This is a genomic window from Bacillus sp. V59.32b, from assembly GCF_003429085.1.
Taxonomy (GTDB): domain Bacteria; phylum Bacillota; class Bacilli; order Bacillales; family DSM-1321; genus Peribacillus.
Genome location: NZ_QVTC01000073.1, coordinates 1 through 20,492 on the forward strand (window position 1 = coordinate 1; position 20,492 = coordinate 20,492).

The window sequence follows — 20,492 nt, forward strand, 5'->3', positions numbered from 1 at the left end:
ATGGTGCAGCTGTATCAGAATGGGAAGCCAAGAAAGGATATTATTCGTGAGTACGATCTTACACCCTCCTCTCTGGATAAGTGGATCTCTCAACATAAGGCCTCCGGTTCAGTCAAAGTAACCATAACCGAACACCGGAAGAAACAGAATTGGTAAAGCTCCGTAAGGAACTCAAACAACAGTTAGAGAATGATATTTTAAAGCAAGCTGCGCTGATACTAGGACGAAAATAAATGTGATTCGGAACAACCAGCACAAATACTCGATATCAGCTATGTGCGACGGCCTTCAATTGCCTAGAAGCACTTATTATTATGAAGCGAAAGAAAGAAAATCCGAAGATAACATCACTTCCCACATCATCGAAATATTTCATGAGAGCCGCCAAAACTATGGAACTCGTAAAATTAAAGTGGAATTAAAGAAACGTGGACTAGTTGTTTCCAGAAGACGAATTGGTCGGATATGCAAGAACAAGGACTCGTGTCCACCTACACTGTGGCTCAATTTAAACCCCATTCGAAGAAGGTTAGCAATACATATGTGTGTTTGTTGATTTCCTTAACAGGGAGATCATTGGTTACTGCGCTGGCCCGAATAAAGACGCTTCACTGGTTTGCCGTGCATTTTCATCTATTAAGGTGGATTTACGCAAAATTCAGTTCTTCCATACGGATCGAGGGGGAGAGTTTAAAAATAAGCTGATTGACGATGCACTAGAGACGTTTACTATCCAACGTTCTCCTAGCATGAAGGGTTGTCCCTATGACAATGCCGTAGCTGAAGCAACATTCAAAATCCTCAAAACAGAGTTTGTGAAGGGCCGGGATTTCGATACATTGGAAGATCTAACAAGAGAATTGCACTACTATGTTCATTGGTTTAATCACATTCGTATTCTGGGACACTGGGATATTTAAGCCCGATTGAGTATAAACTTGAACACCTTAAAAAAGTTGTCTAGTTTAGTGTTGACAATCCAGTAATCTTAAGCGATACGGGGGTAAATAAAATCTAAAGATGTTATTAAAAATGGAGTGATATTTATGAAAATCTTATTAGTACACATAGGTCCCATTTTCAAATATCCACCGGCATTAACAGTATTGCAATATCTAAATGATTTAGGTATTGAAACAATCCTATGTACTACAGACATTGATAGTCAGACTGCAGAGTTATGTGCAAAGCGTGGGGTAAAAGTCAAAAATATAGTGGCTAATTATGAAAGGACTATTTCCCCCTTTTTAAAACTTTTTCGACTAATAAAAATTAAAAAAGCACTTTGGAAGGAAATAGATAATATTTATGATTCAGAAACATCAATATGGGTATTCTCAGACTTGGCATTAAAACACCTCGGGAAAAGGCTATTAAAAAAAAGGTTTATCTTGCATATGTTTGAGTTAAATGAAAAAACTTTATATTACCGTAAGTTACCATTACTAGCTTTAAATACAGCTTTATATGCAAAGAAAGCTGTCTGTGTAATACAAGCTGAATATAACCGTGCACACATTTCAAAAGCTTGGTGGGATTTAGAAAAACTCCCATATATATTACCGAATAAGCCCTATTCTAACAATGAAATTAAAAAGTATTCACATATATCAAATCAAAAAGCATCTATTATAATAAATAAGCTTAAAGGTAAGAAGATAATATTGTATCAAGGAATATTAAGTCCAGAGCGCCCGTTAGATGTTTTTATAAAAGCAGTTAACAAGCTTGGAGAAGACTATGCTTTTGTAGTTATGTCAGGAGGGGAAAATATTTACAAAGACATAGGTAGTGAAAATTTTTACTTTATACCTTATATAGCGAATCCATACCATCTGGAGGTAACAAGTCACGCATATATTGGAGTTTTAACTTATGTACCCACTAACAATGAATTTTCTATGTTAAATGCGTTATATTGTGCGCCAAATAAGCTGTATGAATATTCCAAGTTCGGTATTCCCATGATAGGAAATGATGTTCCTGGATTATCATATGCCTTCAATACATCAGGTTGTGGAGTATGCTTTGAAACATTTGAAGAATCTAATGTAATAAGTGCTATTAAAGCTGTAGAAAAAAATTATGATTTTATGGCAGCAAAATCAAAGGAATTTTATAATAAGGTTGATATTAAAGGAACAATAAAAGAAATTGTTGACTCAATTGATTGTTGATAAGAGTGCTGAGTTTGTGTGGAGGATGAAAATCATTGAGTGTATCTAAGATTAAAATTTTGTTTTCCTCAAAAGTGATGAAAAATGGTTCTTGGCTGTATATTCTTCAAATATTTAATACTTTAGCTCCATTACTAACTTTACCGTATATCACCCGAGTTCTTGGTGCATCACAGTTTGGAGTGTTTTCATTCTCATTAAATTTGATTGGATATTTTCAGGTTATTGTTGAATATGGGTTTAATCTTTCTGGATCTCGAAAAGTAGCAGTTGCTAGGGATAAAGAAGAAGTGGAAAGAATTTATAGTGCGATTATGACTAGTAAAGTTATTCTTTGTGTTGCAACATTTTTTTTAATGCTGTTAATTTGCCAAATTTTAAGTGTAAATGAAATGCAATTTATTAGTATGATAGTCCTTTATTCTATGGTTATAGGGTTGTCATTACAGCAAACATGGTTATTTCAAGGAATGCAGGATATGAAATATATAACGATTATTAATGTATTTGCACGTACATTATCTGTTATATTAATTTTTTTATTCGTAAAGGAACCAAGTGATATATATATATATTGTCTACTATACGCAATTACTTTTTTATTAGGCGGTATTATTAGCGTTATAATCATTAAAAACAAGTTGGGAATAGCTTTCCATATTCCATCAATTAAAGATGTAAAAACGGAGCTTCAAGATGGATGGTATATTTTTACAACTTCAGCAATGACCAAGGTTTTTAGCGGCTTTGGTATTACTATTTTAGGATTCACTAGTACGGAAAGTAGCGTTGGTATCTTTTCTGCTATACAGAAAATTCCGATAATAATATCGATGATGTTTGCACCTATTGGACAAGTAATTTATCCTTACATTAGTAAATATTATATTGAATCATTCGAAAAAGGAATACAAAAGGTAAAGAAAATAAGTATGGTAATTATGCCAATAGTCGTTATTATTTGTATTATACTAATCTTAAATTCAAAATATGTGGTTAATTTGCTTTTTGGTGATAGTTATGTGGCATATTATGTATTATTAATTCCTTTGACACTTTGGATGTTACTAGGTATTTTAAATAATTTTCTAGGAGTACAAATAGTGGTAGCAAGTGGGCATGAAAAAGAGTATAGTATTGCTTTTAATTGGGGATTTATTTCATTAATATTATTTAATGTAGCTTTAGGCTTTATTTGGGGACTTTACGGTATTGCAGTTGCTGCATTAGTTGCTGAGCTTGTTTTAACGTTGGCTTTAATATATCAAATAAAAAAGATATCAAAAAAGTTTAGAGAAGAAAATAAGTTAAAGTTGATAGATATGAAATGAAGAAAAAAGTAATGATAGTATTCGGAACACGGCCAGAGGCTATTAAGATGTGTCCTTTAGTTAAAGAATTAAAATCACGGGATAAATTGGATACGGTTGTTTGTGTTACAGGTCAGCATAGAGAAATGTTAGATCAGGTCTTGGATGCATTTAATGTGGTTCCTGATTATGATCTATCCATTATGAAAGCAAAACAGACGCTATTCGATCTAACTATAAATATTCTATAACAAATAAAAGTTGTATTGGAAGAAGCGAAGCCAGATGTAGTTTTAGTTCATGGTGATACTTCTACAACGTTTGTAACGTCCTTAGCATGTTTTTATTTACAAATTCCAGTTGGTCACGTAGAGGCTGGACTCAGAACATATAATATTTATTCTCCATATCCAGAAGAGTTTAATCGCCAAGCTGTAGGAATTGTAGCGAAATTTAATTTTGCCCCAACGGAGATGTCTAAAGAGAATCTTTTAAAAGAGGGGAAAGATCCTTCCACTATACATGTTACTGGTAATACAGCTATTGATGCACTTAAGACAACGGTTAGAAATGATTACTATCATAAGCACCTCGATTGGGTAGCAGATAGCAGACTTATTATGATAACGGCTCATCGCAGGGAAAATCAAGGTGAACCAATGAGAAATATGTTTAAAGCTATTAAAAGGATTGTTGATGAACATTCGGATATTAAGGCAATATATCCAATTCATATGAACCCAGTAGTAAGAGAAACTGCCAATGAAATACTAGGAAATAACGATAGGGTAAGAATCATTGAACCATTAGAAGTCTTGGATTTTCATAATTTTCTTTCAAGATCTTTTTATCATATATGATTACGGCCATAGGAATTTACCAGCTATGCCATCTTTTGTACCACTCTTCGTCAAAGAATTTACCAGTCATTGCCTAATCTCTTTTACCAATAAAAACTCCTCTCATTACTAATTTATAATGGAGGAGTTTTTTTGATTTAAAACTTTTGGTTAACCCTTAAAGAACTCTATTATGATTTTCCTTAATCCTTCATAAATGTTCTGTTCAGTCCATGTATATGGAAAAGGTTCTTTCCCATAAACTTTAAGAAGCTTTTTCTTTAATTTCTTAGGGAAAGGACTCCACTCTTTTTAACCGGTCCAATAATAGTTTTCTTCCATCTTGCATAAATCTTTCAGGGTCAATATTTCCATATTTTAGGCCTCACTGCCTAATCCATGCCGCTCCCGCATGGAGGTTTCACCGTCCAATAAGAATTGATAAGAATTATGGACAATGCGGTCTAAATGGATTCCGCAATGGTACCGTTTCCCAACTTCGTATGCCATCCGCCGGGATCGATTTGAGAACAGTAAATGGTGGAAGCTGTTTTTTGCCGAACATCAGTAATCTCCAACACGATATTGGCTTCGTCAATAGAGTCAATTAATAAAAGTTGATTGCGAGTGGTTTTTTAAAGTTCTCAACTTGTTTGAGTGTTGCATTATCAAAAGATTGATTTTTTTTCAATTATTATTCCTGTGAAAGAGCCTTAATTAACGAGTTGTCCTGTTAGAATTTTTTTAATGGATATAACAAAAGAGAGCTCTTGAAATGGTGAGACCCAAGGATGTACCCTTTGGTCACTGCATCACAAGTTGGTGTATTTAAATTCTAGTACTCACTTTTAAGGGCTTACCCTCTTTGGTCTTCTTAAAATCAAAATTTTCTCCCCGTAAGCGTAAAATATTATCTTCTTATTTATAGTCCCCAAAAGTTATTGTCCCATATAATTTTATTAAATTTTTCTGGATATCCCCATGCGTAATTCGACAGCAATATCAATGATAAATCTTAGTATTGAATTTTCCTTCTTACCTAAATATATAAGTCATAAAACCGATATAAAATTAAGAATCGAGTTTATTTTGGTTTAGATTAATAATTAAAAGGTTATAAAGAATAATATTCATTGTTTACACCTTTTTCGACAAATGGTAACATTTTTATACATGGGTTTTCATACCCTTGTTTCCAAATTTATTCTGGTATACTTCAAAAATATTATATGCACATAAATCGTACGAAATGGCAAAGTTATCGAAAGATAATGACGCAAAGCTAAAGGGGCTAAAGTAATCTTGCGAAGCCAGCCAGCTGCCGAATACGATTTCTCCTACGATTTATGTGAGTCTCAAGGGAGGACATGCTTTGAAGAAGATCTACTATAAATTGAGATTTGTATGGCATTATGCAAAGCAGAGACATAATGAAGTTCTGATTGAGGATTGTTTATCTGAACCTTTAATTGCCAAGCTGCGATTAAAAGCTTCCTATCATAAAAGTCAGGCTACGAAATACAACACAAAACTGGTTTTCTAAAAAGCGGCAAAGTGTCTTAGACAAGACATTTTGCCGCTTTTTTTCTTATTTTTATTTAGCATGATTGGATACGAGGGGAGAAATAAACCGGTGTTGACACTCTTTCTGATTAATTCCATTTAAGCTGCGGGTTATCAACTCTAAATTGATGAAGCTCTTCTAATTTTTCAACTAAGTAATCTTGAATACTATCTGTATATCCCCAAATATAATCATTATTATCGGAAGGTGGCTGGTAAGTCCAATCTTCCTTACTTTCACAAAAGGTTTCTAAAGCTTTTGTTATTTCATCTTTTTGCCCACATTTATGTTGTACCTCTAAAAAAGTAGTCAATTTCGGGTATTCATCCTCTGTTAATTCAAATCCGCAACCAATAAACTTCCAATCTGATTGATCATTAATAAGTATATATAAATTATTATCACGCAATTGTGTAGTTCGATGTGACCATTGTCTAGGACTGCCAATTAGCTCAGTGAATTTCCCGGTCACTTTTCCTTCCAATGTTTCATCCAGCATAGACTGAAGTCTTTGAGCATTTTGGATCGCATAAATGTCAAGCGGTGTAAACTTTCTGCATTTTTTCTACACTATTCCATTGATTTTTAAAATGAAAAAGTCTAAATCCATAAAACTTGAGTATTATCATATTAAGATAAGGAGGCGATCTGGTGAAATCAATAGGAATCTTGGGTGTAGGGCAGGCAGGTGGGAATATAGCTGAAATAGCATCCGCCTTAGGCTTTCAAACGGCCCTTATCAACACGAACCAACATGATGGCTTAGTGAACACAAGGGTGGAAAAGAAGTATTTTGTCCCAGGATTTAAGGGAGCAGGACAAGATAGATCTATAGGATTAAGAGCTATTCAAGATAACTATCGGGAGATCATTGACTTTGTAAAGCAGTCCTTTAAGGACATAAGGCTTTTATTGGTGGCCTTTTCTACAGATGGTGGTACTGGTTCTGGTATGAGTCCGTTATTAATTGATCTGTTAGTAGACCAGCTGCCTGACATCAACATAGGTGCTATCGCTGTTGTACCCGAACGAAACGTGTTAGCGGGCAACCGAATCAATACTGCTGAATGTATCCAAGAGATTTCAAAAATTGAGGGGATCTCTTCTGTATTCCTGGTAGACAACGATCAAATGCGCAGGAGTAACCCGCAATCCAGCAAACAGAAGATCTATCTTGCTTCAAATCATCAAGTCATGGAGGCAATTAACAGAGTACTGCAAGTTACGCAAAAGAGTTCTTTTTACGGGAACTTCGATGAAACGGATCTGATGAATATTCTGGGCACACGAGGGGTAACAATCATATCTTCAGCTACAATTACAGACGCAAAGTCTACGGCAGACGTGTCCAGTAAAATTCAGCGTTCCTGGGCCAATTCTGTATTTTGTCCAGTTGAAACAACAGGCGTAATTCGAGCTGGACTTATCTTTGAAGGACCGGAGAATATGACTAGGCTCATTAATATGCCATTAATCTTCGAAAGAATCGGGGAACCTCTGCAGTTATTCGAAGGAACCTATATCTTAGAATCTGACCCTACTATAACCACCATTTTAGCGGGTCTGCCATTCCCAACCCGCAGACTGTCGGCTGTTGAGGAATCCATTGAGAAGAACAAAGATCGTTTAGAGAACCTGGTCAACACGGAACATACCCAGAAATATGAGTCGCGAATATCCTGGGCATCAAACCTGAGAACTAAAAAACCTGAGAAACAGGCAGCCTCCATATCATCCAAGTTAGCAAAGTACCAAAGATGAAGGGATTCATTCACAACGTAAATATAGCAAAAGTGAACACACTGGATGTTACGGTTCCAGTGTGTTTTCATTTATGGAAAATATCTTATTCAACCTAGTACAAAAGAGCGTTAAAAGGGACAAATAAGCCTATGCAAAGAAACTGTTTATGAATTTAAAGAATGAGTGAAATTTCATTTGCCGGCATCAGAGGAGTTTTCATGTCAAAAAGAAACCCATAGTTTAGGACACTCTGTAAAAAATGTAGTATCACAACCTGATGTGCGTCATTATAGGAAAATGGAAGTGTTTTATCCACTTAAAAAAGAAAGCGTTTACATATTGTGATGCACTACTTATACTGGATTTGTACCAACAAATTAAGTTGTGTTTGCCTTTGTTACAAACCAACTCAGCTCCCCACGTTAAATATCCTTATGGTCAGCAGTATATTTCAATTTTTCTTGCAGTCATTTTTTCTTCTGGATTGAAGCCATTCTTTGTGATTAATAGACCTCTATTACAAATGACGATAATCTTACTCCATCTATTAAATATCATTGTATTTTTCTTTGCTTAACTACTGAATTTTCTTTTTTAAAGGAGGTGAACCATTCCGTTTTCGTTCTCTGTAAAGTGCAGGCCAACTATATCAGATGATGGAGGAATACGATGAAAAAAATACTTTCTATCGCAACAGCAGTTGTTTGTTTGCTTTCATTGTTTGCAGGTAATATCGCAATTACAGCAACAGCTAAGGAATCGGACAAACCATTTTATTTATATGAGAAAGCGCCTGTAGAAAAAAGGGTGAAAGATCTGTTGGGACGAATGACGCTCGACGAAAAAGTCGGGCAGATAATCCAGGCAGAGCGGGCTTCTGTAACTCCTGATGATGTGAAGGAGTACAACTTAGAATCCGTTTTAAGCGGAGGTGGCTCGTTTCCGGATGGAAAGGAGGAAAACAGTACACGTGAAAAGTGGTCGCAATTGGTAGATTCCTATCAAACTGGTGCGCTATCCACGCGATTAGGCATTCCGCTTTTATATGGGGCAGATGCTGTCCATGGACACAATAATTTAAAAGGTGCGACTATTTTCCCGCATAATATCGGCTTGGGGGCTACCAGGAATCCTAGGTTAGTAGAGAAGATCGGAAGCGCCGCAGCGACAGAGATTAAATCCTCAGGAGTAAACTGGACATTCGCCCCGACCGTCGCCAGTGTCCAGAATATTCAATGGGGCAGGACTTACGAAGGGTTTGGGGAGAATTCCAAGCTCGTTGCAGACATGGGCGCAGCCTATATTAAAGGGTTCCAGGGCAAAGACCTGGCGAAAACTTCGAATGTTGTCGCTACCGCTAAGCACTTTATCGGCGAGGGCTACACGAAAGACGGAATCAATCAAGGGGACGTGACGGAGTATACGGAAGAAGAAATCCTTAAGATGGACAGGCAAATCTATCAGAAAGCAGTGGATGCAGGGGCCAGGACGGTGATGGCTTCTTTCCATAGCATCCATGGTTTGAAAATGCATGCGAATAAACGGCTGCTTACGGATGTTTTGAAGGGAGAGATGGGCTTTACCGGTTTTGTGATTTCTGATTGGTACGGGATTCAGCAAATCACGAAGGACCAGGATGGCAATCCGGTTTCCGGCTTAAAGCAGCAAATTGAAGTATCGGTTAATGCCGGAGTAGATATGCTGATGCAGCCTGAGAATTGGAAGGAAACATTAAAGCTGACAAAAGAATTAGTGAATGAAGGGAAAATTTCTGAAAAACGTTTGGATGATGCCGTTTCAAGAATCGTCCGGGTGAAGTTTGAATCCGGTGCTTTTGAACATCCATTAACGGATCAAAAGCTGGCTAAAACTTTTGGTTCCAAAAAGAATCGGGAAATTGGACGGCAGGCTGTCAGCGAATCACTCGTCCTATTAAAGAACGATAATGTAAAGGGGAAACCGATTCTTTCCCAGCTGAACAAGATGGATGAAATCTTTGTAGCGGGCAGAAGCGCCGACGATATCGGCAAGCAGTCAGGTGGATGGACGATTACCTGGCAGGGCAAGTCCGGCAATATAACAGACGGTACCACGATTGTCGAGGGAATCAGGGAAGTGGCCGGAAAAGGAAAGAAAATCACGTATAACAAGCATGGCAGGGGCGCAAAAGGTCATGATGCAGCGGTTGTAGTTGTAGGGGAAGAACCATATGCAGAAGGCAACGGGGACACAAGAAAGTTGAATCTTAATCGTCTGGACCTGCTTACACTTGAAAATGTCCGCAAGGCTGATCCTGATATTCCGATCGTCGTTGTCCTTGTATCCGGCCGCCCGATGATCGTGACCGAAGAAATGGATGATTGGGCCGGACTGGTCGCAGCCTGGCTTCCGGGTACAGAAGGCGCCGGTGTCGCAGATGTCCTGTTTGGAGGCGAAGACTTTAAAGGGAAGCTGCCGGTCAAATGGCCTTTCTATCTGGAAGCTTATAAAAATAAAGACAAAAAGTATTTCTTATTTGATTATGGATATGGCTTAACGAAAAAGCAGGCAACCCCTAAATTGCCGGAGAAACCAGTGCTTCCCGAAAAACCCGGCTTGAAGGTGCCAGGGAAAATTGAAGCCGAGGATTTTTCCGATCAATACGGACTACAGACGGAAAATGCATCTGAAGGCACGCTTGATGTCGGTTGGGCTGATGCAAGGGATTGGCTCGAGTACGATATTAATGTCGCAGAGGACGGAGTCTATAACATAGATTTCCGCTATGCTGCGAATCTGAGCGGCCAGACGGGAGTCAACATCATCAGTGAAGACAAGAAGCTTTTAGGGAAGCTGCGGGTGGCGTCGACAGGCTGGTGGCAGAATTGGCAGACAGCTACCGTCGAAAATGTCGTCCTGAAAAAGGGAAAGCAAAAGATTAGGCTCGAATATATTGAGGGCTCGCTGAATTTAAACTGGTTTGATTTTAAACGGGTTGGCAGCATTCCGGATACACCGCCGCCCGTGGGTGATGTAAAACCGGAAATCATCCAGGAGAATGCAGTTGAATCCTGGATTACCAATGAACGTGACCCTAGTGATGTTGCCTGGTATTTTGGACCAAGATATCAATCAGGAGATAAAAAGCTGGAGGAACAGGATAAACTGGATCTTACCAAGCCGGATGCATCCAAGTTTACTACCATAAATATTAATCCAGCGAAAAAATACCAGAGCATGTATGGAATCGGTTCTTCAATGGATGAATCCACCATTCATAATCTGATCAAAATGTCTCCTTCTAAAAGACAGGAAGTTTTAAAGAAATTGCTTGACCCGAAAGACGGGATCGGCATGAGCCTGATGCGGACAACAATCGGCACGTCAGATTTTACGGCTAGAAAGTTTTACAGCTATGACGATATGCCTCCGGGCCAGACAGATGTGGATCTCAAACATTTTTCGATTCAAAAGGATATCGATTACAAGATTATCGAAACACTTCAGCAAGCCAAAAAAATCAATCCGGACATTCAGTTTTTTTCTTCACCATGGAGCCCGCCAGGCTGGATGAAGACGACAGACAGCATGGTCAGGGGACGCGTAAAAGATGAATACTTGCCTGTTCTCGCCAAATATTATTTGAAGTATTTCCAGGCTTATAAAGAGCAGGGAATCGATATCAGTGCGATGACTTTGCAGAATGAACCGATGCTGGAGATCGATTATCCGAGTACGAACATGCCGTACAGCCAGGCTGCAGAATTGGCCCAGCTATTGAGAAAAGAACTGGATACGAATGGGTTCGAGCATGTCAAGCTTTGGGGCTTTGACCATAACCCAAGCGATACGGGTGCTTACGCAGAACAATTGTTAAAGGATAAGCGGGCATATGATGCATTGGATGGCACGGCTTTCCACGATTATGGCGGTTCCTTGTCTGAAATGACCAGATTGCACAACCTGTTCCCGGAGAAAAACGTCTACCTGACAGAACGTGCCGTGTGGGGAACTTATGGCGCCGATCGGATTGCCCAATACTTCCGAAATTGGGCGAGAAGCTATAATTCCTGGGTCGTCATGCTGGATAGCGACATCCAGTCGCACCAATGGGTAGGGCAGCCGGATCCGACATTGCTGATCCAGGACTCAGCAGACAGAAATAACTACTGGCTGACTCCGGAATACTATTTAACCGGACATTTTACGAAGTTTGTGAAGCCAGGTTCGATTCGCATTGACAGCGATTACGGCTCAGCAGATACCGTTACCAACGTGACATTCTTAAGTCCGGATGAAAAGAAAGTCGTGTCCGTGGTCATCAATCAATCGTACGAACCGCAGAAGTTCAAGCTGATCAGTGATGGCAAACAGATCAAAGGCGAGCTGCCGGCTAAATCAGTGGGTACTTACCGATGGGATAAATAAAAAATAGGATCAGAGGTTTCTTTACAATCGGTGTTTTGTAAAGAAACCTCTCTTATCATTTATAAATAAGAGGGGGAATCACAAGATGGATGTAAAGTATAAAATCGTTGCAGAGCAAATGGAGAAAGAAATTTTGGAAGGGACATATGCCTTCAATACGAAGCTGCCAACGGAAGAAGCGTTGATGAAAAAGTTTGATGTCAGCCGAAATACGATCAGGAAAGCGATTGATAGCTTGGTGGAGCATGGCTATATCTATCAAGTTCAAGGCAGTGGAGTATTCTTAAGAGAATTTTCGCGGCCCGGCTGCATATCGATTAAGAATATGGTCGGCTTAACGAAAGAGTTTGAAAAGGACGAGATGTCCAGTAAATTGCTGGCGCTGGAATTAATGGTGGCCGACGAAGAATTGGCAGGGCAAATGAAATGTAAAGTGAATACCAACATCTATTTTCTCAAACGAGTGAGATACCGAAATGGTGTACCTTTTGTGATCGAAGAGTCCTTTTATAATAAGGACCTCATTCCTCTGCTGGATAAAGAGATCGCAGGTGGTTCGATCTATCGATACATAACAGACGATTTAAAATTGAAAGTTGGGTTTGCCGATAAAATCATTTCCTGTGAAAAGCTGAATGACGAGGATGCGGAGCTGTTAGGACTTGAGTCTGGAGATCCTGCTTTAATTGTGGAAAATACGGTCTTTTTAAACACAGGCGTGGTTTTCGATATTTCTCGGGAGAAGTATAATTACACGACTGCAAAATTATTGATGTTGACGACGAGTTAATAATACTAGACGCGGTAAAGTGCCGTGAAAGGACATTTTACCGTTTCCATAATAATTTGTCGGGCTGGTAAAACGTAGTCAGATTTTAAGCTCAAAAATAGTTAATCCAGTATTGCTTCTTTATCAGGTTCATTCAGAAACTATTGCTGCAATCTTAACCAAAAACTCATTGCTGCTGGAGGTAAATAACTAATTAATACTACAACCTTTTTTTTGGAACCAAACCGGAGTTGACATCGTCTATTTATAAAACGGGAGGTGCAGGGAATGAAAACAAGGTTGGTTGGGGTTTTAGTTTTTGTGTTTTTTCTTCTAATGGGCTGTTCGGATGATGCGATGACTGGCGAAAAACCACCTAAAGGCATGATTGTCATTGGAGATGAATCATATCAGACCGAACCGGGATCTTATTGCTGGAAGGGGACGTGTGCTGACACTGCCGGTTCGGTTGAGTTGTTAAAAGGCAAAGTCCCTATAGAAGTGAAACCGAATGAGGAAGTGCGATTCGTCATCGATTACGAACCAAAACCAAATAAATTTCATCTGATACAGACAAGTGGGGGTAAGCAAACGGAGATTGCGGTGACAGAAAATCGTTTCGTTGTTCCAAAAGAGAAAGGCATCTATTACTATGACTATGGTGTATGGTGGATGGATGATGAGGAAGAACATCTGTCGCATGGCGATGCTTTTTATGCTTTTGTTTTGGAGGTGGAATAACTACAAGGGCCTCTTGGTTTAATGCAAAAAGCTTTTAAATACAGAACAAAATATTTTACAATCTCGAGCTTAAAAAACTGTCATTTATTGTTTGAATCTATTGAATCCAATATAATATAAACAAAAGAGGAGGTGAAAAGGAATGGAGAATTCAATCTTACAGGAACTAAAAGAAATGGAAGAACGACTTAACGGCCGTTTCGATAAAATTGATGAAAGACTGGAAGACTCTCAAAAATCTGAAGTTATGAAACTGCAAAAAAACATACTGAAAAAGCAGGAAGAAATGGAAATTGACACAGGGTATCTTGCACAAAGAGTAGAGGAACTTGCCAGGAAGGTATATAAAATCGAGAGGAAGTTAAAAGATCAGGTGTAAACGCGCACATAAATATTACTTGCTAACTAAGAATTCCACTAAATTTCTTCTAAGAAACTACTTCATTATTATCCTCATGAAATCCATAGTATATTAAAATTATATGAATGATTTTAACCAAAAAACATTCGCAGGTGTGCCTGATATCAAGGTTGCCTAGGATTGCTATTAAGCTTCTTAATTGAATTGTTCTCTTAAATATAAAGGCTGTATCAAAGGAGAGTGTTCTCCTTGATACAGCCTTTTATTTCATTATTTTGTGCTATTGTTATGAGCGTCCAAAGTCAAGCAACTTATTTTCTCATAGAGGGTTTAATGGACAGCTTTACATCACAAAGTATAGAACTATTTGGGAATTTGTTAATGTGTGTTACCCGCGTATCTAAATTCAAAATGTCTTCTGTAACATTTATAAATGATATCTTTCTTAGCTTTTTACTGACATCTCCAGCATCCTCCTCATAAGTACTATCTGTTCCATTCTATTTAAATAAAAACACTTTCTGTCTTATAAAGCATAAATTTCATCCATTTTATCAATTTTTTCATCCTAAATATCGTAGTGTATGATTGTATAATTTACTTGTAGCAACACACATACAACAAAAGGAGGGATTCAAAAAGTATTTTTGAAAGCGGATACAATTAGTCTTGGAATTTATCGAAAGTGTCAGTCAATTAGTAATTAAGGGGGGAGCCAATTGAAAAAGCATGTGGCACTCATAATTACAATCATTTTATCTGTCATGGTTGTATTAGCGGGTTGCAGTACCGAACCGAATTTGAAGTCAGGCAGTACATCTAAAAAAAGCGGAGATGAATCTTCCTATAGCTACAAAACAAAGGAAGAGGGCGATATTGTTATCGGATTTTCACAATCCGTCATGGACCATCCGTTCAGGATTGCAAATGTGGAGAGTGCCAAAAAGGCAGCTAAGAAGCTGGGTGTCGAGCTTATTGTTACGGATGGGCAAGGCGATGTGAATAAAGAAATCTCAAATATAGAAAGCTTAATTGCTAGAAATGTGGATGCGATTATTGTGAGCAGCCTGTCTGGAAAGGCGATCTACCCGGCTTATAAACAGGTTGCACAGGCACAAATTCCTCTAATCATTGGGGCATCGGGTGTTCCAGATGATCCGAAAATTCCATATATAAGCTATGTCGCTACTGATGAGGTTTCAATGGGACAAAGAGCGGCCCAGTATATTGCAGAACTTATGGGTGATAAAGGAAATCTGGTAATTCTAGACGGGGTTACTGAATCTACCAATTCGATACTTCGGAGTGAAGGATTCATGCCTGAGATTGAAAAGCATAAGGATATCAAAGTGGTAGCCCAACAATCAGGAGAATGGCTGCGTCTTCCAGCTATGGAAGTCATGAGTAATATTCTTCAGGCTAACAACAAGATTGATGTAGTTTTTGCCCAAAATGATGAAATGGCATTTGGCGCAATCGAAGCCATCAAAAAAGCTGGCCGCATGGATGAGATAAAAGTGGTTGGCATGGATGCCCAGAAAGAGGCATTGCAAATGATTAAGGAAACTGATGAATATGTCATGACAGTAAAAAATGAATGGGATTTAGAAACAGCTGTGAAACTAGCGATTGATGCGGTTCGCGGACAAGAAGTACCAAAAAGAAAAGAACTGGACGCACCGGTTATCGATGATAAAAATGTTGATGGATTTTATGATCCAAAATCAGTTTTTTGAAAATTAGTCTATACAAAATAATCTATTTGGAGGTTTTAACATGAAAATCGCTTACGAAGATGTTTTGCAGGATATTCCGGTTATAGAGTATCAAGAACGTGTCAAGAAAGCTAGAGAGATGATGGAAAGACAAGGCTATGAAGGGCTGCTTGTGTGGTCGGATGCCGCAAGAATGAGTAATGTTCGTTGGCTGGCTAATTATCGTGCCTTTGATGGGGTGTTTCCTTACCCGGCGATGGTGTTCTTACCGCTAGAAGGAGATCCCATACTAATGGCAGAAGGAAGTCTTGTATCTTATGCGAAAGATGAAACTTGGTTCTCTGATGTCAGGGGAATCCGCCAGGAGCTACCAAACGTTTTAAAAGATTTTCAGAAAAAGCATCCTAATAGCAAAATTGGTCTAAGTGGCTCTAAATATCTAGCCCTGGAGTTTTATGAGCAAATCCAAGACAGCCTTAATTCCTCAGTACACTTAGAGAAATCAAATATTATTGAGTATCTAAAGTCGATTAAAAGTGAAAATGAAATTAGAAACATGAAAGCCGCTGGTAGACTTGCTGATATAGGCATTGAAACCATTCATGATCTGCTCAAAACGGAAAACTTGACGGAAAGGGAAGTTGCACGGCAGGCTTATGCTTCCATGTTTGCTCATGGAGCTGACACAGTATCCTTTGACATCATGGTTCAGTCAGGACCGAACTCTTCGGACTACTTCTTAGCCCGCCCGCGGGATCGCCGAATCCAAAAAGGTGACACCGTATTGATTGATATTGGCTGCAGATATAATGGCTATTCCTCCGATATGGCGAGGGGTGTTGCCTACGGGAATGTATCCAAAGAAAAAGAGCGGCTTCTTGAGGTTTGCCTGGAGGCATGGAGAGAAGGGATGTCACGTTTACGGCCTGGAATGACAGGCGCTGAAGCTGATATAGCTGCCAATGAAGTGCTGAAAAGTGAAGGATATGACCATGCATCTGGAGAGGGTAGAGGCTGCGCCCATTCAACCGGAATGGATCCGGAGGAAGAAATTCCAGTCATCGGACCTGATAGCGAGGATGTTCTTGTTGAGAATCAAACCATTGCCTTTGAAATTACCCTTTTACAACCAGGAGTTGGCGGTACCAGAGTAGAAGATACAGTTGTTATTCGCAAGGATGGTGCAGAATCTCTTACTAATTTCCCGCATCGTTGTTTCTGGTACCAAGATTAATATATTAATATATTTCACTAGCTTTTCTGGGAAGATCAGCATGTAGCAAACGCTTCTTACTTGGCTTTGCATCTTTTGTTGCAAGAACTGGGAAGTTTAATCCACTAAGTTCTTAAAAGGGATGCAAAGCTTTTTGATTATATGATGAAGCTGAATTCAAGAAATATGAAAGGGAACGACTGCGATGGAATTAAAAACGAATCTGAACGGTAAATCGGTAAGAAAAGGTAAGCTGCAGCCAATGTTTAAGGAGTACCAGGAAGAGACATTTCTGTTTCTTGTTATCCTTATCATTCTTGCGATATCCCCCATTTTTTCACCGGAATTCTTTTCTACCTATAATTTATTTAATTTGCTCAGGCAGATATCTTATACGGCCATCATATCGGTTGGGATGCTGCTAGTCATCTTGATTGGAGGAATTGATTTATCTGTGGGTTCGATGATGCAAGCAGTTGGCCTGTCATCTATTTTACTCCTGCAAAATCAAGTTCCAGTATGGCTGGTTGTATTAATAGGGTTGCTGTTTGGCTTATTCTTAGGCTTAATCAACGGAGTATTGATTACATTCGGCCGCTTGCAACCGTTTATCGTAACGCTGGGCACGATGGTAATCATTGAAGGTGTTACTCTAGTAATTACAAAAGGAAAAGGTGTCAGTGGGGATGTAAGTGATTCATTTTTAATGATAGGCGCTGGTTACTTGGGGCCGATTCCGGTTCCGGTGATCATAATGGTTTTAATATATTTGGCGGGTTACTTTGCCTTAACTAAAACGGTATTCGGCCGCCATATCTATGCACTGGGGTCTAATCGGGTGTCGGCATTCAATTCGGGCATCAATGTAAGTAAAATTCAAATCTTAATTTATTCTTTTTCTGGTTTATTTGCAGCGGTTGCAGGCTTACTTGTTGCTTCAAGAACAGGAGCGTTTCAACCTGGCGGAGCGACAGGAATGGAGTTGAACGCGATTGCCGCGGTCGTTGTAGGCGGTGCCAGCTTGGCTGGTGGAAAAGGCACAATTGGCGGTACATTTCTAGGAGCCCTGTTAGCAGGCCTGCTATTTAACCTGTTGGTTTTTCTTAATATGAATACCTATATTCAACAATTCATATTAGGCATCATCATCCTGGCAGCCGTTATTATTTCCGCATTTAGACGGTAAGGTTAGTTGAAAAATCAATTAATGATGAAGAGGTAATGAAATGGAGAAACCTATCCTTGAGCTAAAAAGCATATCAAAAAAATTTGGTCCTGCTTATGCACTTAAAGATATTAATCTGACGATAAATAAAGGAGAGTTCCATGCACTTGTTGGTGAAAATGGTGCCGGTAAATCAACGTTAATCAAGATGTTATCAGGTGTGCATCTACCGGATGAAGGAGACATTTACTTTAAAGGTAAGCCGGTAAAGTTTTCATCACCTTATATGGCGCAGAATCAGGGTGTCAGCACTTTGTTCCAAGAGATTCAAGAAATACCTGCCTTAACGGTTGCTGAGAATATTTTTTTAGGGAGGGAACATCAAAAGCTTTCTTTTATAGAATGGAGAAAACTCTATCGTGAAGCAGCAGAACTTTTAACAAGCTTGAGTATCCCTATAGATCCTCGAAAAAACATGGAGGAACTAACAATTTCTCAACGAAAAATGGTTGAGATCGCCAGATCTGTATCAATCAACGCCGAATTGTTAATCATGGATGAACCTTCAGCAAATTTGAATGAAGATGAATTAAATGTACTATTTAATATGATAGAGCAATTGAGAAGCAGAAACGTGACAATAATATATATTTCCCATCGGTTGAGAGAAATCTTCAATTTAGCTGATCGTGTTACCGTTCTAAGGGATGGACAGCTTGTGCAAACAATGTCCATTGAAGAAACGGATGAAACCAAATTGGTCCAGCTAATGATAGGAAGACAATTAAAAGAGTATTATCCGGTAAATACCGAAACAATTGGGGAAACCGTTTTAGATGTAAAGAATCTGAGTGTTCCAGAGACATTAGACAATGTGAGTTTTAATCTTAAAAAACGGGAGATTCTGGGTTTTGCCGGACTTGCAGGTTCGGGAGGAGATGTATTAACAAAAGTACTATTTGGTCTTGTTAAGGATTTCTCAGGGGACATAAAACTTGATGGTGAACCCTTTTTTCCTAAGAATCCACGCCAGTGCATTCGGAAAGGGATTTCCTATGTACCTGAGGACAGGAAAACTCAAGGATTATTCCTTAATCTAAGTGTTAAAACAAATATGTCAATTATCTCACTTGCTAAATATAAAAAGTTCGGGTTTATTAATGGTCAAAAAGAAACCACTGACGCGAATGATTTAGTTGGTCACTTATCAGTTCGACCCAACGATTCAACAAAGCAAGTTAGGAATTTAAGCGGTGGTAATCAACAAAAAGCGCTAATCGGGCGTTGGCTGCTGGATAAATATAAGATATTAATTCTTGAAGAACCTACCCGTGGAGTCGATGTAGGCGCAAAAATGGAAATTTACCAAGAGATTAATAAATTATTGAAAACAGACCTTTCGATTATAATGGTATCCTCTGAGATGCCTGAGCTTCTTGGGATGTGTGATCGAATACTCGTGTTTTCGGATGGAAGAATAACCGCTGAACTAGATAGGGAAGAAGCGACAGAAGAAAAAATTATGGAACACGCATTTCCGAGGTGAGAATATGAAAATTATTAATAACCAAGTACCGATCATCACGCTTATCGTGTTGATCGTCTTAGGCTCCTTATTGTCCGATCATTTTTTTACATTTAAAAATGCGAGCAATATGATCCAATTTAGTGCAGAAATAGCTTTAATCTCCATTGGCATGGCTTTTGTCATTTTTACAGGTGGTATCGATTTATCTGTCGGTTCCACTGTGGCTTTTGCGGCGGTTATAAGCGCAAATATGCAACATTTAGGTGTGGGCTTAGTCCTGTTTCTTATCATTATAATAGGGGGTCTGATAGGTTTCATTAACGGACTCGTGATCACAAAAGCTAAGGTCGAGCCTTTTATGGCGACACTTGCCATGATGGCTATTGTCAGGGCCTTGACGCTTTGGTATACCAATGGTGGTCCGATTCTGAAAAGTATTCCAGCAAGCTTTAAACAATTGGCAAATGATTTCTTAGGAATCCCGCTTCCGGTTGTATATGTAATCGTAGCCTTTATCCTCGGCTATATTGTTCTAAACCATACACCATTTGGGAGACATGTATTAGCAGTGGGCGGAGGAGAAGAGACCTCCAGGCTTTTTGGAATTAAAGTGGAGAAAGTGAAAATCTCCGTCTATATTATTAGCGGTACTCTGGCAGCTCTGGCAGGAGCTTTAATTACCGCTAGAATAGGAATGGGTGAGCCGAGATCAGGTTACGGTTTCGAATTGATGGCTATAGCAGTAGTTATTGTCGGCGGAACAAATCTGATGGGCGGAAGGGGAACAATCGGAGGCACATTTATTGGATTAATGATCATTACTGTCGTTATGAATATCATGAGTCTTTTAGATATATCGTCTTTTATCCAGCCAATCGTACGCGGCTTGATTATCATTTTGGCTGCTCTGGCCATTTCACGGATGGGCAAAACTAAAAATGTTCCCGAAACTTCTTAGGA

14 protein-coding genes, 3 pseudogenes and 1 riboswitch are annotated in these 20,492 nt (G+C 38.9%); of the genes and pseudogenes, 15 read left to right on the forward strand and 2 right to left on the reverse strand.

Going from position 1 to position 20,492, the window contains the following annotated elements:
• From D0463_RS15645 to wecB, 4 genes and pseudogenes are all read left to right on the forward strand, one after another.
• Positions 1–964: pseudogene (locus D0463_RS15645) on the forward strand (IS3 family transposase); the annotation flags it as partial.
• A gap of 82 nt (positions 965–1,046) precedes the next feature.
• Positions 1,047–2,177, forward strand: a complete 1,131-nt coding sequence (locus tag D0463_RS15650; RefSeq protein ID WP_117308316.1) for a glycosyltransferase family protein — start codon at positions 1,047–1,049, stop codon at positions 2,175–2,177.
• A gap of 35 nt (positions 2,178–2,212) precedes the next feature.
• The gene (locus D0463_RS15655; RefSeq protein ID WP_117308317.1) at positions 2,213–3,508 is read left to right on the forward strand and encodes a flippase; all 1,296 of its coding nucleotides are present in this window, start codon (positions 2,213–2,215) and stop codon (positions 3,506–3,508) included.
• Positions 3,505–4,335 (forward strand): annotated as a pseudogene (gene wecB / locus D0463_RS15660) (non-hydrolyzing UDP-N-acetylglucosamine 2-epimerase); the annotation flags it as partial. The gene D0463_RS15655 and the pseudogene wecB, both read left to right, overlap by 4 nt.
• 369 nt (positions 4,336–4,704) lie before the next feature.
• Here the strand turns inward: wecB and D0463_RS20450 are convergent.
• Positions 4,705–4,928 (reverse strand): annotated as a pseudogene (locus D0463_RS20450) (ATP-binding protein); the annotation flags it as partial.
• Positions 4,929–5,567: 639 nt separating this feature from the next.
• A riboswitch (cyclic di-GMP riboswitch) is annotated at positions 5,568–5,652 on the forward strand.
• Positions 5,653–5,698: 46 nt separating this feature from the next.
• Between D0463_RS20450 and D0463_RS19485 the strand changes: the two are divergent.
• Positions 5,699–5,869: a hypothetical protein gene (locus tag D0463_RS19485; RefSeq protein ID WP_160118453.1), complete on the forward strand. Its 171-nt coding sequence runs from the start codon at positions 5,699–5,701 to the stop codon at positions 5,867–5,869.
• 109 nt (positions 5,870–5,978) lie between these two features.
• On the opposite strand, the gene D0463_RS15675 is transcribed toward D0463_RS19485, so the two are convergent.
• The gene (locus tag D0463_RS15675; protein ID WP_117308318.1) at positions 5,979–6,374 is read right to left on the reverse strand and encodes a hypothetical protein; all 396 of its coding nucleotides are present in this window, start codon (positions 6,372–6,374) and stop codon (positions 5,979–5,981) included.
• Between the two features lie 167 nt (positions 6,375–6,541).
• On the opposite strand from D0463_RS15675, the gene D0463_RS15680 reads away from it, so the two are divergent.
• From D0463_RS15680 to D0463_RS15725, 10 genes are all read left to right on the forward strand, one after another.
• A complete protein-coding gene (locus D0463_RS15680; RefSeq protein ID WP_117308319.1) occupies positions 6,542–7,651 on the forward strand; it encodes an FtsZ/tubulin family protein in 1,110 nt (369 codons plus the stop codon).
• Positions 7,652–8,302: 651 nt separating this feature from the next.
• Positions 8,303–12,040, forward strand: a complete 3,738-nt coding sequence (locus D0463_RS15685) for a glycoside hydrolase family 3 N-terminal domain-containing protein (RefSeq protein ID WP_117308320.1) — start codon at positions 8,303–8,305, stop codon at positions 12,038–12,040.
• Positions 12,041–12,125: 85 nt separating this feature from the next.
• Positions 12,126–12,830, forward strand: a complete 705-nt coding sequence (locus D0463_RS15690; RefSeq protein WP_117308321.1) for a GntR family transcriptional regulator — start codon at positions 12,126–12,128, stop codon at positions 12,828–12,830.
• Between the two features lie 267 nt (positions 12,831–13,097).
• Positions 13,098–13,550: a hypothetical protein gene (locus tag D0463_RS15695; RefSeq protein WP_254052828.1), complete on the forward strand. Its 453-nt coding sequence runs from the start codon at positions 13,098–13,100 to the stop codon at positions 13,548–13,550.
• A gap of 142 nt (positions 13,551–13,692) precedes the next feature.
• Entirely contained in the window at positions 13,693–13,929 is a 237-nt protein-coding gene (locus tag D0463_RS15700; protein ID WP_117308322.1) for a hypothetical protein, read from the forward strand.
• Positions 13,930–14,630: 701 nt separating this feature from the next.
• Entirely contained in the window at positions 14,631–15,647 is a 1,017-nt protein-coding gene (locus tag D0463_RS15705; RefSeq protein WP_117308323.1) for a substrate-binding domain-containing protein, read from the forward strand.
• A gap of 40 nt (positions 15,648–15,687) precedes the next feature.
• Complete coding sequence (locus D0463_RS15710; protein WP_117308324.1) at positions 15,688–16,860, forward strand: M24 family metallopeptidase; 1,173 nt, start codon at positions 15,688–15,690, stop codon at positions 16,858–16,860.
• A 184-nt stretch (positions 16,861–17,044) separates the two neighbouring features.
• Positions 17,045–18,025: an ABC transporter permease gene (locus D0463_RS15715; protein ID WP_117308325.1), complete on the forward strand. Its 981-nt coding sequence runs from the start codon at positions 17,045–17,047 to the stop codon at positions 18,023–18,025.
• Between the two features lie 40 nt (positions 18,026–18,065).
• Positions 18,066–19,550, forward strand: coding sequence for a sugar ABC transporter ATP-binding protein (locus D0463_RS15720; RefSeq protein WP_117308326.1), 1,485 nt, complete (start codon positions 18,066–18,068; stop codon positions 19,548–19,550).
• A 4-nt stretch (positions 19,551–19,554) separates the two neighbouring features.
• Positions 19,555–20,490, forward strand: coding sequence for an ABC transporter permease (locus tag D0463_RS15725; RefSeq protein ID WP_117308327.1), 936 nt, complete (start codon positions 19,555–19,557; stop codon positions 20,488–20,490).
• Positions 20,491–20,492: the final 2 nt, after the last annotated feature.

Bases quoted from the DNA above. Each gene is read 5' to 3' on its own strand.
- D0463_RS15650 (WP_117308316.1), top strand. From the start codon at position 1,047: ATGAAAATCTTATTAGTACACATAGGTCCCATTTTCAAATATCCACCG.
- D0463_RS15685 (WP_117308320.1), top strand. From the start codon at position 8,303: ATGAAAAAAATACTTTCTATCGCAACAGCAGTTGTTTGTTTGCTTTCA.
- D0463_RS15690 (WP_117308321.1), top strand. From the start codon at position 12,126: ATGGATGTAAAGTATAAAATCGTTGCAGAGCAAATGGAGAAAGAAATT.
- D0463_RS15695 (WP_254052828.1), top strand. From the start codon at position 13,098: ATGAAAACAAGGTTGGTTGGGGTTTTAGTTTTTGTGTTTTTTCTTCTA.
- D0463_RS15700 (WP_117308322.1), top strand. From the start codon at position 13,693: ATGGAGAATTCAATCTTACAGGAACTAAAAGAAATGGAAGAACGACTT.
- D0463_RS15710 (WP_117308324.1), top strand. From the start codon at position 15,688: ATGAAAATCGCTTACGAAGATGTTTTGCAGGATATTCCGGTTATAGAG.
- D0463_RS15715 (WP_117308325.1), top strand. From the start codon at position 17,045: ATGGAATTAAAAACGAATCTGAACGGTAAATCGGTAAGAAAAGGTAAG.
- D0463_RS15720 (WP_117308326.1), top strand. From the start codon at position 18,066: ATGGAGAAACCTATCCTTGAGCTAAAAAGCATATCAAAAAAATTTGGT.
- D0463_RS15725 (WP_117308327.1), top strand. From the start codon at position 19,555: ATGAAAATTATTAATAACCAAGTACCGATCATCACGCTTATCGTGTTG.